7 protein-coding genes are annotated in these 13,738 nt (G+C 50.0%); 3 read left to right on the forward strand and 4 right to left on the reverse strand.

The window, feature by feature from the left end; translation table 11 throughout:
* Positions 1–4 precede the first annotated feature (4 nt).
* From ACO0KZ_RS14065 to ACO0KZ_RS14080, 4 genes are all read right to left on the reverse strand, one after another.
* Entirely contained in the window at positions 5–9,109 is a 9,105-nt protein-coding gene (locus ACO0KZ_RS14065) for a DUF4347 domain-containing protein (protein WP_422996257.1), read from the reverse strand.
* Positions 9,106–9,954: a sulfotransferase family protein gene (locus ACO0KZ_RS14070; RefSeq protein WP_422996259.1), complete on the reverse strand. Its 849-nt coding sequence runs from the start codon at positions 9,952–9,954 to the stop codon at positions 9,106–9,108. The genes ACO0KZ_RS14065 and ACO0KZ_RS14070 overlap by 4 nt, the downstream gene beginning before the upstream one ends.
* A 6-nt stretch (positions 9,955–9,960) precedes the next feature.
* Positions 9,961–10,503, reverse strand: a complete 543-nt coding sequence (gene cysC, locus ACO0KZ_RS14075; RefSeq protein ID WP_422996261.1) for an adenylyl-sulfate kinase — start codon at positions 10,501–10,503, stop codon at positions 9,961–9,963.
* 324 nt (positions 10,504–10,827) lie between these two features.
* Positions 10,828–11,145, reverse strand: coding sequence for a DUF6916 family protein (locus ACO0KZ_RS14080; RefSeq protein WP_422996263.1), 318 nt, complete (start codon positions 11,143–11,145; stop codon positions 10,828–10,830).
* A gap of 212 nt (positions 11,146–11,357) precedes the next feature.
* Between ACO0KZ_RS14080 and ACO0KZ_RS14085 the strand changes: the two genes are divergently transcribed.
* The 3 genes from ACO0KZ_RS14085 to ACO0KZ_RS14095 all read left to right on the forward strand — a co-directional run bounded on the left by ACO0KZ_RS14085 (position 11,358) and on the right by ACO0KZ_RS14095 (position 13,509).
* The gene (locus tag ACO0KZ_RS14085; protein ID WP_422996265.1) at positions 11,358–11,843 is read left to right on the forward strand and encodes a GNAT family N-acetyltransferase; all 486 of its coding nucleotides are present in this window, start codon (positions 11,358–11,360) and stop codon (positions 11,841–11,843) included.
* A 49-nt stretch (positions 11,844–11,892) separates the two neighbouring features.
* Entirely contained in the window at positions 11,893–12,621 is a 729-nt protein-coding gene (locus ACO0KZ_RS14090; RefSeq protein ID WP_422996268.1) for an aspartyl/asparaginyl beta-hydroxylase domain-containing protein, read from the forward strand.
* 204 nt (positions 12,622–12,825) lie between these two features.
* A complete protein-coding gene (locus tag ACO0KZ_RS14095; protein ID WP_422996270.1) occupies positions 12,826–13,509 on the forward strand; it encodes a phage tail protein in 684 nt (227 codons plus the stop codon).
* Positions 13,510–13,738: the final 229 nt, after the last annotated feature.

The following is a 13,738-nucleotide window of genomic DNA, read 5'->3' on the forward strand; positions in this document are numbered from 1 at the left end:
CCTATTACAGGATAAACGTCTGCTGCACCCCCGTGATGACAGCTTCAACAGGAGGCCCAAATACGGTGTTGATTTCATTGATGGATTGTGTAGCGTGCAAGCTATCTAAGGTTTTTTGTAAGCTGTCGTCATAGCCATTGAGCTTGTTCATCAACAATTGCGCAGCACGGTAGGCCGGGTCGCTGTCGAGTGCCGCTATCGGATTGGTCGCAGTGCCGAACTGTTTTACAAATTCCAGCCCCACATCAATACGATTGAGTAAAGCGTTTTGACGTGCGGTCGCCGCCAGGTACTCCGCATTGGTCAGCAATTTGCTATCAAGCGCTGAAACTAAATTGATCGTGATTGTCGACAGCGCAAACTCTGACAACATATCGGAACGACTTTGTCCGCCGTTGATCTTGCTCGTCCAGTAGCTGATTCCTTGGGCATCCCCCGCATTGCCTAATCCTTTCAAATAAATCGTCTCAACGAACGCTTTGTTATCCAGTTTTGCGTAGTCGGTAAAGTAACGTGAGACGCTAGTAAAGGCTTTGGCGATATCAGCCATACCTTTACCTTGCGCCATTTCTTTCAACCAGTAGTTCAATCCATCCTGATCCGGGGCACGGTTGTAGAGCAGTGCATATAAGGCCGCAATCTTCTCGCTGTTCGTGTGTAACGCCATGTCTTGTTGTACAGGGTGCGCCACGGAGGCCGCGTTGTTCTTCAGGCTATTGCCCGAGAGATCGACGATATCGCTAGTTTTGAGGTCGGCATTGATCGTCAAACTGCCATCGCCCGCTACTTTGTTGACAATGACTTGGTAGGTATTGTCATTGAGCAGGGTGACCTGGCTGATCTGTCCCCGAGCACTGCCGGTGCTGATTAATTTGAAGTCGCTCAGATCGACATTCTTAACGGTGTTACTAAACTTGAGCGTAAATGCGACCGTGCCGGCATTGCGTGGAGCATAGTCGGTGACCGCCGCGGTATTGAGCGTGAGCGACGTTGTGCTTATCAAACCAGGACCACCCGGGTCGCTGATTTTCCCATTCACAATCCCGTCCGCATCAAACTCACCACCGTCCTGTAGTTTGAAGTTGATGATCACGCCTTGAGTGTCGCTTATGATGCTGTCGGCGATATTGACCCATTGCCCGACTTTATTTTGTTTCCAATACCCGTTCACGACCGCACCTGGTTCTAAGAAGATACTTAGATTGGCGGTACCACTAGCCGGTAGTTTGTCGATCGTGAATGCCAGTAGGCCATAGGGTAATTTAAGTCCGTTAGTCAAGTTCGCCGGTGTTGATATGGTCTTGACTGCAGTCTGTACCATTCCTACCGTTGACATTAAGGTGACGTAGGAGGGCTTGCCATTCGGTTGCTCCGCCCAGATCAGTGAACTGACATTGCTCTGCTGGCTGTCGGCAATGCCATCGCCATTGCCATCGCCCTTGCCCACACCGTTACGGTTGGGTACTTGTTCCTCTATCCCTTGAGCAATACCATCACCATCATCATCGCTATTGCTACTATTGGTATTACCAGCTAGGTTGTTGATGCTAAAGGGCTGTACCACTTCACGGCTACTATTACCTGCCAAGTCAGTGACCCTGACTTTCAGAGTATTTGACCCCGTCAGTGTCTGATTTGGTAAACTCCAGCTGGTGCTACCCAATGCTGTTGCTGCATTGATCCAATTGGCGCCATTATCCAGCGAAATCTGTACGGTTTCTCCCGCCTGCAAACCGGCAGTGAGGGTGCCCAAAATGGTCTGCTCGCTAATCGTGGTGATGAAGTCAGCACCGCTAACGCCATCGTCATTATTCAGACGGACTGAGCCGATAGCTGTAGTCGGTGCCGTATGATCTACCTGATACAACTGCCCGGTAAAGCCGCCGTTGAGTGGCAAGGTGGAAGTATCCACAATACCTGTACCACTGCCCTTGAGATTCAGACCCAAGGTACCATCGCCTGTAAGGCCAGTGATCCTGACGCTATAGTTAGAAGGATCGAGCTGGGTGACACTGCTGATGGTGCCTGCCACCGTCCCCGTAGTCGCCAAAGCAAAGGCTGCTGCATTGACGCCGCTGACAGATTCACTGAAAGTGACCTTGTAATCTACCGTCGCTAGACTGGTGTTTTCAGGCTGGATACGGGCTATGCTGGTAGCAATCGGCGCAACATTATCACCAACAGCGATAGTGAAACTCTTCTCATAGGCGGAACCGGTTACATCCGTAGCGCGGACAAAGATGGTGTAATTGCCCGGTGTCATGCCCACAGGATTCTTCGCCACTAGGCTATTACCCGAGATGCTGAACTTGCTATTGTCCTTATCATTCGTACCATTGCCTGCCACCAGAGTGAACGCTGCAGTATCGCCGGGGTTGGGGTCTGTGGCCGTTAGGGTGCCAACACTGGTGTTGGCAGCAGAGCCTTGCTGTATCGCCGCATTCGATAGCGTGATATTGGTCGGGGCAGCATTGACACCTGTTGCAATCACGGTGGTGGTGTTGTTCAATACGGCCGAGGCGATACCATCATTGGCGCTGATAGTAAAGGTCGTGGTTTCTGTTCCTCCAACCGATGCACGGCCAGCCGCCGGCTGGAATACCAGGCCACGGATGGCGGCTTCTACTGCCGCCGGGCTACCGGCAGCACGCGTATAGGTAAGCCCCCCATCGGCGGTCGAGAAGCCTGTGGTTGCCAATGAAGCAGCAGTAAAGGTACCTTTGGCGGCGACATCAAGGGTGATGATGATGGTTTCGGAAGCACCCACGTCAGGATCGGTGATGGTGACAGTCGCAAAAGGAGAAACCGTGGTGGTTTCGGTCACTGCCTGGCCAGCGACAACACCGCCAATGAGGGGAGCGACGTTGTTGCCGGTGACGGTAATGAAGTTACCAAACAGATCAGCGATGACGACAGCAGTAGCGGCACCGGTATTCCAGTCTTCCAGCATGCCAATGTTGTAGGTGGTGCTGTCACTGGAAGCGGTGCCATCCTTGTTCAACCTCAATGCCAGTTGCGCCTTGTCATTGGCACTCATGGTCATGGTGAAGCTGGTGTTGGACGTGATGTCGACATTCGGCGTATTAGTCAGCGTGTAGTTAAAGGCTCCCTGGCCGAGGAAACGGATGCGGTTGGCGGTGATGTCGTTGTTGGCTCCTGTCAGCGACAGGAAGTTGTTACCTGTCACCACCAGCACACCAGTGGCGACGTTGTAGGTGGCGGATGTCACCGTTGGTGCCACCACATTGGTGACGGTAATGCCATTACCCGTCAGGTCGGCAATGACGACAGCGGCATCGGCACCGGCGTCCCAGTCTTCGGCAGCAATGAGGTTGTACGTATTGACACTGGTGGAGCTGGTGCCATTCTTGTTCATGATGAGGTTGGCACCCAGCCTGTCTGCCGCACTCAGGGTCAGTGTGAAGGACGTGGCGGAGGTGACCTCGACATTGCTGGTGGTGGTGAGGGTATAGCTGGCACCGCCTTCGCCTTGAAGGCTAAATTTATTGGCGATGATGTCGTTGTTTGCCCCTGTCAAACCGGTTAGGCCAGTACCTGTGACGGTCAGTACACCGGTGCTGGCGTTGTAGACCGAGGAGGTGATGGTCGGCACGGCGACATTGGAGACGGTAATCGGGGCCGTGGTGACAGCAATGTTGCCACCGGTAATGACGCTGTCCCAGTCATCGGCAGCGGCCAGATTGTAAGTCGTACCACCTGTTGATGTCGTGCCGTTTTTGTTGAACAGTGCTTCAACAGCAGCCTGATCTGCACCGGCGAGCGTCACCGCAAAGCTGGTGGCGGAAGTGACCTCGACATTGCCGGTCGTAGAGAGCGTGCGGGTGGCTGCGCCTTCGCCCCTGATAGTGAGAGCGGAGACGGTGATGTCATTAGTCGCACCAAGTGTGCTGACGAGACCTGTGCCAGTGACGGTCAGGACGTGGGTGTTGACGTCGTAGGTGGCAGAGGTGATCGTTGGAACGGCGACATTGCTGACGGTGACGGCATTGCCTGTCAGGTCGGCACTCGATGTGGTGGTGGCGTCCCAGGATGCAGCAGCAGCCAGGTTGAAGGTGGTGGCATCAGCAGCGGTGGTGCCAGTCTTGTTCAATAGGCCATTGACGGCGAGTTTGTCGGCGGCGTTCAAGGTCACGGCAAAGGCGGTACTGCTGCTGGCGGTGACGTTTGCGGTGGTTAAGGTATACGAACCACCAGCCTGACCGACCAAGGATAACTTCGATACGTCGATAGTGTCGCCACCAACGATGTTGACAGCTGTGACACTCAAAATACCCGACGCTGCATCATAGGTGGAGCTGATGATGCTAGGCGCAGCATTGGAGACTGTAATGCCGTTGCCAGTCAGATCCTGGATGTTGCCGCCAGTGATGACGCTGTTCCAGTCGTCGGCAACCGCTAGGTTATAAGTCGTGCTGCTGACGGAGGAAGTGCCGTTCTTGTTCAGTATGGCATTGACACCACCGATATCTGCACCCGCGAGTGTGACGGTAAAGCTGGTGGCGGAGGTGACTTCAACGTTACCCGTGGTGGAAAGGGTGTAGGTCGCACCGCCTTCACCTGTGATGGTGAGCTTGGACATCGTGACGTCATTGGTCGCACCGATGGTCTTGACGAGGTTGGTGCCAGTGACTGCCAAGATGTTGGTGGTGCCGTCATACGTCGCTGAGGTGACCGTCGGTGCCGTGACGTTCGATACGGTCACGGCATTGCCGGTCAGGTCAGCACTCGATGTGGTGGTGGCGTTCCAGGAAGCAGCAGCGGCTAGGTTAAAGGTGGTGGTATCCACCGCAGCCGTACCGTTGTTGTTCAAAATGCCGTTGATAGCCAGTTTGTCGGTAGCATTCAGGGTGACAGCAAAAGCAGTAGAACTGCTGGCAGTGACGTTGGCGGTGGTCAGGGTGTAAGAACCTGCCTGCCCCGTCAGAGAAAGCTTGGAGACATCAATGGTGTCGCCACCGACGATGTTGACAGCGGAGACGGATAAAATGCCAGTCGCTGCATCATAGGTAGCGCTGATGATGCTAGGTGCAGCATTGGTAACGGTAATGCCGTTGCCAGTTAAATCCTGGATATTGCCACCGGTGATGACGCTGTTCCAGTCGTCGGCAGCGGCGATATTGTAGGTGGTGCTACTGACAGCAGAGGTACCATTTTTATTCAATAAGGCGTCGACACCACCGATATCCGCACCACTAAGGGTAAATGTGAAGCTGGTGGCGGAAGTGACTTCGACATTGCCGGTGGTGGAGAGAGTGTAAGTTGCACCGCCTTCACCAGTGATCGTCAGCTTGGAAATGGTGACGTCATTGGTGGCACCGATAGTTTTAACCAGGTTGGTGCCAGTGACGGTGAAGACGTGGGTGTTACCATTGTAAGTCGCGGACGTGATTGTTGGTGCTGTGACGTTCGATACTGTCACGGCATTGCCGGTCAGGTCAGCACCCGATGCTGTGGTCTGATCCCAGGAAGCGGCAGCGGCCAGGTTGAAGGTGGTGGTGTCCACCGCCGTTGTGCCATTGTTGTTCAATATGCCGTTGATAGCGAGTTTGTCGACAGCATTGAGCGTGACAGCAAAGGCGGTCGAACTGCTGGCGGTGACATTGGGGGTGGTTAATGTGTAGGAACCAGCCTGACCAGTGATGGACAGCTTGGAGACATCAATGGTGTCTCCGCCAACGATGTTGACGGCAGACACGCTGAGGATGCCGGTTGCCGCATCGTAGGTGGAACTCAGGATACTTGGAGCAGCATTGGAGACGGTGATGCCGTTGCCGGTTAAATCAGCAATATTACCGCCGGTGATGGCGCTGTTCCAGTCGTCGGCTGCGGCGATGTTATAGGTGGTGGAACTGCTGGCAGAAGCAGTACCGTTCTTGTTGAGCAGACTATCAACAGCTGCGATGTCAGTACCGGCCAGGGTGAAGGTGAAGCTGGTGTCTGATGTGACTTCGACGTTGCCGGTGGTGGACAGTGTACGAGTGGCACCACCTTCACCAGTGATGGTCAGCTTGGAAATGGTGATGTCGTTCGTGGCACCGATGGTCTTGACCAGATTGGTACCAGTGATAGTGAAGACATGTGTTGTGCCATCGTAGGTTGCTGAGGTGATTGTTGGGGCTGTGACATTCGATACTGTCACGCCATTACCTGTCAGGTCCGCAGTCGCATTGATTGTGGTATCCCAACCAGCCGCCGCAGAGAGATTAAATGTTGTCGTATCAACTGCCGTTGTGCCGTTATTGTTCAGCACACCATTCACCGCCAGCTTGTCTGTTGCATTCAGGGTCACTGCGAATGCAGTTGAACTGGTAGCTGTGACGTTTGTGGTCGTCAGTGTATATGACCCAGCCTGGCCAGTGACGGAAAGTTTGGACACATCAATGGTGTCACCATTAGCCAGATTAGTACCGGTGACAGACAAAATACCTGTGCTAGCATCATAGGCCGCAGAGGTGATTGTTGGCGAAACGACATTCGATACAGTAATGCCGTTACCTGTCAGATCGGCGATATTGAGCGCCGCATCAGCGCCATTGGCCCAGTCATCCGCTGCCGCCAGATTGTAAGTCGTGCCGCCTACTGACTGTGTACCATTATTATTGAGCAGGGTACGCAAGCCAGCTTTATCGGTAGCCGATAGTACGAGAGTGAAACTGGTGTCAGAAGTGATTTCTACGTTGGCCGTATCGGTCAACGCATAGGTGCTGCCACCTTGACCGGTCAGGGTAAACTTATTGGCGATAATATCGTTGGCAGCGCCAGCGCGATGGGTAAACCCGGTGCCGGTGACGACCAGCGTACCTGTGCTGGCATCATAAGTCGCTGAGGTGACAATAGGTGCAGCAACCGTTGCAGTGATGCCGTTGCCAGTCAGGTCGGCAACGACCACCGCCGGATCGGCACCGGCTGCCCAGTCTTCGGCGGCGGCCAGGTTATAAGTGGTGCCACCGGTGGAACTGGCACCATTTTTGTTGATGATCTGATTGACGCCAGATTTGTCGGTCGCGCTCAGAAGCAGCGTAAACGTTGTGTCTGAGGTGATTTCTACATTTGCTGTGTTGGTTAGCGTATAGGTCGAACCACCTTCGCCAGTCATGGTGAATTTGTTGGCGACGATGTCGTCTGTTCCTCCATTATTCAGGTGAGTGAAGCCCGTTCCGGTTACCACCAGGCTTCCCGTGCTGGCATTGTAGGTGGCGGAAGTAATGGTCGGCACCTGAACATTACTGACGGTAATGAAGTTGTTGACAATATCTTTAATGTCGCCCCCCGTGATGACGGTGTTCCAATCATCAGCACCTTTTACGAGGTATAGGGAAGAGGCAGACGTTGGGAGAGTGCCGTTTTTGTTAATGTATTGGTTGAGGCCAGCCTTGTCAGCAGCGCTCAGGATGAGTGTAAAGGAAGTAGCAGACGTGATGTCCACATCTGAGGTATCAGTCAGCACATAGGTGACGTTGCCCTCGCCGCGTATAGATATTTTGTTGGCAGTGATGTCGTTGTTTGAACCAATGGCCCGGACCAGATTTGTGCCAGTAACAATGAGTGTGCCTGTGTTGGCGTCATAGGTGGCAGACTCGAGCGTCGGCGCTGTGACATTGGAGACGGTCACGACGTTGCCGATCAAATCAGCTGAGGCGGCGGCGGTCACATCCCAGTTGGCCGCAGCTGCCAGATTGAAAGTAGTGGCACCGGTCGCAGATGTAGTTCCGTTGTTGTTCAGTATGCCATTGACCGCAATCTTGTCGGTGGCACTAAGCGTGACTGAAAACGCCGAGCTACTGCTGGCAGTAACGTTTGGCGTGGTTAAAGTATAGGTCCCACCTTGCCCGGTGAGCGAGAGTTTGGATACATCAATTGTGCCACCATTGGTAATACCGCTACCGGTAACAGACAAAACGCCAGTGTTCGCGTCATAGGTCGCGCTAGTAATAGATGTACCTGGTTGTATGTTGGTTAGTGCAAGATCATCCATCGTAAAATAGCGCACGTTACCACCGCTACCAGAGGAGGTTATTTTTAGTGTCGCAATGTTAGTCAGGCCCGAAAACGTTAGCACTTGAGTTTGCGTTGCCGTGAAAGCAAAGTTTTGCGTTGACCCAACTTGTGAACCGCTGCTGTCATAGCCCTTGAATATCAGAGTCTGTGCATAGTTCGATTGAATCTTCACCCCACCGGCTGAAAATACCTGCCCGCCCTGGAAAGACAAGGTGACCATCGTTTCTGTCTGGCTGTTTGTAAAGTCAATGTTTACATAACCGCCTGAAGGATCGGCATACACGCCTGTATTTAAACCGTCAATGCGTAATACATAAGCTGCATCCCCTGCAACTTTATATGTGACATCTTTCGTAGAGTTGGCCGTTCCACCAGTGTTGGTGAAATTTGCCGAGCCACTAGTGAAAATTACGGTGGCAGAAGCAATGTTCAATACGCTCGAGTACAGATCAGCAAGCCCTGGGCTAACGGCAGGCTGTGTCTCAATATGGCCAGTCTTGACCTCCAGATCCCAGTCACCATGAAGTTTGGCGCTTCCTGTCGTATTGTTGGAAGCGGCGACATCTGCTCCGGTCGCAATAGCCAACTGATTGATGAATGTCTGGCCTGTTCCGGCAGCTATATCGCAACCGTACAACATGATGTCCCCATCCTTGTTCAGGCTCTGACCTATGGCCTGCAGTTGCGCGGTATGGGAATTAATGTTGTCTTTGTCCAGAAACAGTGTTCCCAAGTTGATTGAAGCTTCTTTGCCATGCGAGATGATGTGGATCGCATCGATATTGCTACGCCCCGCTAAAATTTCTGTAATTTGGCTTAATCCATCTAGGTTTGCGTTGATGACATGAACTTCTTTTCCTACACCTATGCCCTCAAGCAACAGCGCTACGTCACCGACATTGCTCTCAATAAAGACGATTTCTGTGCGGGTAGATGCATTTGGAGGAAAAGTTTGCTTACCTAACAAAGGGTCATGAATAATACTTAGCGCTGTGGCATCGATTGTAGGAATATCCAGATTTGGCGCATGTTTCTGATCCCGAGAGCGAATGTAAAGATTGGCTGCTAGCTTGGAAATATCGGTCTTCATACTGCGTTTTCCTTTTCATTAGTCTTTGGGGCGATCACATTGGCTGTAGTACCACTCGGGTCATTCCAGAAACTCATCTTCGAGTATTTTTCAAATAAATCCGGCGGAAGTATAGTGCGTCTTTCGGTGTGTTCAATCTTGGGTTTGACCCTGTGCAGACCAGGTAAACCAAGCTGTAAGTCGAAGTCGGGCGCATCGTATTCGAGATGATCAAAATCATGTTGGAATAAGGGCTGGTCGATAAACTCATAGAGCAAAGTGATGACTTTTTCTGGTGCTTGCGTCAATAAATCATAGTCGATCACCAACAGCGATTTTGCATGCTCACCATAGAAAGCTTCGCGTAATGCTGACCAGGCGAAACCGACAAGCTGGTCATGCTGTGCTAAACCTTCGCAACGTTGATAAACGGTGCTGCGAGCCATATTGGTCCCAAATAGTTTGGTATTTTCGTAAGGATTACTACGAAACTTGCGTTCTATGCTGTCCATAACCCAGGCCACATTGCGGACACATGCGATGACCTTTGCATTAGGAAACAAATCAATTATCAAAGGGAGTCTTGCACCCCACATGCGGTTAGTATCAAAAATCACATTTTTTTCCAAGTCACGCTTGTAATAGCCATCGAATAAGCCACGTATCAAGTCTTGCCTTTGCTCATTATCGACTTGGCTAGAGAACTCAGTTCCTGCACTTACTTGCGTGATGATGTTGTTGACAAAAGCACCTACTGGGCTGCTCATGCCTGCTTGAAAACTTGGGTTTTGGCGTAAGATCGCAGCAAGTAAAGTTGAACCTGCCCGGGGTAAACCCGAGATAAAGTGGTATTTGGCCTGTTTCATATTTCTTTATACTTTCAAAAATGCATTAAGTTGTTCAATTGCGGCCGTTACTTCTGTTTCACTTGTGTCTATCACGCAATTCGCTAAAGTGGGCGCTTCGTAAGGCGCTGACACACCAGTCATTTGTATGTCACAATTAAGCTTAGCCTTTGCATATAAACCCTTCGGATCTCGCTGTTGGCAAATATGCAGCGGAGTTGATATATAACACTCTATAAACCTGTCATTTCCAACAATTTCCCGGGCCACAGCGCGTCCACGTGCGCTAGGCGATACTAAGGAAACGATGGCCATAATGCCGTTTGCGTTTAGTAAGCTAGCCAACTCTGCGGCCCTTCGACTCTGTTCTTCTCTGTCTGCAAAACTAAAACCAAGATCATTGGAAAGCCCTTTTCTTAGCTCGTCACCGTCGAGTACGCAAACTGCATATCCTTGACTTCTCAAGTTGCTTGCTAAAGCTTCTGCCAGCGTCGTCTTTCCTGCCCCCGACAAACCGGTTAGCCACCAAGTTAAGGATTGAGTGTTTTGTAGAGAGTCTAAAGTTTTCATGCTACCAAGTTCGGGAATTGTTATTTTCTAAAAACTGCTCATAAACCTAAGAGTTTAAAATGAAGGACGGTGCGTCATGCGCACCGTCCTGGTCATTTAAACTCTTGCCTAAACTATGACAGCGAGTCAACTCAATTGTCTTTTCGGGCAACATTTTTTTGATAAGCACAAAATGTAATATGTATTTTACGCAAATTTCATGCCAATGCTTGCATGCGGTTTTGTTTATTGCTCAATCAAAATGACGTGTAAATTACATGTAATAATATTTTTTATGTCGTATTTACATGTTATGTTTGCAAAAATTTGACCAGGTTTAGCTTTTTAATTAAATAAGACTTGGTAAAAAGAGAGTGGTTCATTATTGACTGTTACTGGTTGTTTCTCGGGCGGTAAAACAGGCGCCACGGACCAAAAATGTCTTCCCAACTTTGGGTGATCAAAATAGTAATTGTCTTGTGCCAAGATAGGACTTGATGGTGCGGAAAAAATCAAAACCATAGGCGCGCGATACCCAGCTGGGAGGCCAGGACGATCTATCTCTGCCGCTTCCAATAGTCGCAACTCGACCGTCCCAACGGAGGTATGTACGATAAAGCTGCTATGAATAAGGGTTTGCATGTGCATAAAACTTAAGGGCATGAAATCTCCGTAAAGGTATTGATTATCGAAGTGTAGTTAGCGTTCGATGCTAACAAAAACAAGCGTAAATTGTGTGAATAAGTTACCTTTTTTTACATAGTAAAGCAAGCGATATGCCATAGTGGTATCGATGTTTTTGAACTTGCAAACAATGGGAATGCTATTTGCTTAATAGGTTCTATTTTTCTATTGAATTGAATGGAGCTTTGTATTTGTTAGATCTGATATCGCCACTGGCTATGCGTTTGGTTCATTCCGAAGACCAAAATTTTTTGGATGTGCTGTTCCGCGATAGGCGTCCCGACTTACTTGCTTTACCTTTACCTCCGAATGCGCTGACACAAATGATTTCGATGCAGCAGATGAGTCAATCGGAGGGAGTGAAATGGTCTTACCCCTCCGCACAAGACTGGGTGTTGTGTTGGGGGCAAGACGCGATAGGGCGTTTGATTGTCGATGTGGGTGCGGATGTACGATTGATCGATATTGCAGTGCTGTCTTCATGGCGCAAGCGTGGCATTGCCACCCATGTTCTTAAGGCATTGCAAGTCCATGCTGCAGGCATCGATAAATCGATTAGTCTAGCCGTGCAATGCGACAACCAGATCGCGCGCCGTGTATACCAAAAAGCGGGTTTTGTGCTGCGAAGTAGCGATAGCTTATTCGATCAAATGATCTGGCAACCTGCAGAGACCTGATAGCGATGCAAGGTCGACTATAAAATTAAGAGCGAAAAAGAGTTCATTTATGTCAGTCTGTTCTTACCTGAAACTACCGTTTTCATTTGATATTGCAAAACTGAAGCGGGATTTGGCTCTCGCTACCCAATCGCCTTGGATCAGTCATTTCAATACACGTGCTTATGAAAATGACTGGGCATGTATTCCATTGCGATCTGTGGGTGGGGCTATCGAACACATTTTGCCGATTGAGAGTGAAGACTTTCAAGATACGGAGATCCTCAAGCAGTGCACTTACTTTCAAGAAGTGATCGCACAATTTGCCTGTGAAAAAACCTCGATACGGCTGATGTCATTGGCCGCAGGTGGTGTCATTAAGGAGCATAGGGATGTGGGTGCTTGTCTGGAGGATGGCATTACCCGTTTGCATATTCCCATACAAACCTCGGCGCAAGTCTTGTTCTTGATCGACCATGAACCAGTACATTTTTCTGCGGGCGACACTTGGTATTTAAATGCCAGTTGTTTACACGGCGTGCGCAATGATAGCCAGCAAGCTCGCATCCATTTAATGATGGATTGTGTGAGCAACGACTGGCTACAAGATCTGTTTAGTCTAGCGGGTTGGTGCGCTCGCCCACCCTCGCTATATGGCGATCCTACCATCCACGATGACAATGTGATTGAGGTCATTGCTCGCTTGCGCGAGGCGGCGCATCCGACTGGTTTGAGCTTGGCTGATAAGCTCGAGGGTATTTACTTGAATTCGCGTGAGCACATAGCTAGAAAACATTGAATAAACTCATTGGCATAACATTTGCTTGATACAAAATGCTACTGAAATTAAAATTTTAAGTAGTATTGAAAAATAATTAAATATAGGATTAAATTTCTACTTATATTTTCTATTTTAAAAAATAGATGTAGTTGATTTGTTGAAAAGCGAAACTAGTCTGGTCACACTTTTGTTCTTGTTGTACTAACACACTGAGGAGATAAAATGGATGCATTTATGGGCACTGTATTAGCAGTGGCATTTAACTACCCACCGCGTGGATGGGTGTTTTGCAATGGGCAAACTGTACCCATCCAGCAAAATTCCGCGATGTTCGCTTTGCTGGGAACCATGTATGGCGGCGATGGACAAAACACTTTCGGCATACCTGACTTACGCGGGCGCGTAGTCGTTGGCTCTCAAGCGCAAGGTCCGGGCTTGGCGAATGTGGTCCAAGGTGAGAAGGCAGGATCGAATAATACGACTGTGATCGCCAATGGTACTGTTACTATTACTTTGGGCTTGGCGAATTTGCCAGCGCATAACCATCCCGCTACTTTGAATCCAGCAGGATTAACTGGCCAAACATCTATTTCTGTCGGAACAGGAGCAGCGGTCGCTGGAACTGGTTTAGTTGCGCAACAAGGTAGTCTATTAACGAGTACGGCCGGCGGCGGTACTTCAGCTGCAATTTACTTACCTGCCGGTACCGCGCAAACAGCCCCTGTTACTTTGGGGGGCGTGACAACAACGGTGGGAGGAAGCGCTAGTGTGACAACAGGAAATACAGGTACAGGCACACCATTGACTGTGCCTGTCGTTACTCAGGCAACTGTTTCCAACATGCAACCCTATTTGGGATTGAACTACATCATTGCGATGCAGGGCATTTTCCCCTCAAGGAACTAAGCTTCAACTTTCCTATTTAGCCGTACTCTTCACAGCCGGATTGTTCAAAGCAGTCCGGTTTTTTTTCGTTGTTTTTGTGGGGGATAGCTTTTTCTAAGCACGCAAAAAAAGTAGTACCCTCGGTTCCGTGCTGTTAAACTTAAAAATTGTTATTTGGCCATCTACTGATCGAACTTCGTTCAACTCTACATGAGTGACACATAGGCCATTATTCGTCAGGCAGTAAGTT

This window comes from Undibacterium sp. Di24W (assembly GCF_049340325.1).
Classification (GTDB): Bacteria; Pseudomonadota; Gammaproteobacteria; order Burkholderiales; family Burkholderiaceae_D; genus Undibacterium.

Coding starts and splice junctions, on each gene's coding strand:
- ACO0KZ_RS14065 (WP_422996257.1), bottom strand. CDS start 9,109: ATGAAGACCGATATTTCCAAGCTAGCAGCCAATCTTTACATTCGCTCT.
- ACO0KZ_RS14070 (WP_422996259.1), bottom strand. CDS start 9,954: ATGAAACAGGCCAAATACCACTTTATCTCGGGTTTACCCCGGGCAGGT.
- cysC (WP_422996261.1), bottom strand. CDS start 10,503: ATGAAAACTTTAGACTCTCTACAAAACACTCAATCCTTAACTTGGTGG.
- ACO0KZ_RS14080 (WP_422996263.1), bottom strand. CDS start 11,145: ATGCCCTTAAGTTTTATGCACATGCAAACCCTTATTCATAGCAGCTTT.
- ACO0KZ_RS14090 (WP_422996268.1), top strand. CDS start 11,893: ATGTCAGTCTGTTCTTACCTGAAACTACCGTTTTCATTTGATATTGCA.
- ACO0KZ_RS14095 (WP_422996270.1), top strand. CDS start 12,826: ATGGATGCATTTATGGGCACTGTATTAGCAGTGGCATTTAACTACCCA.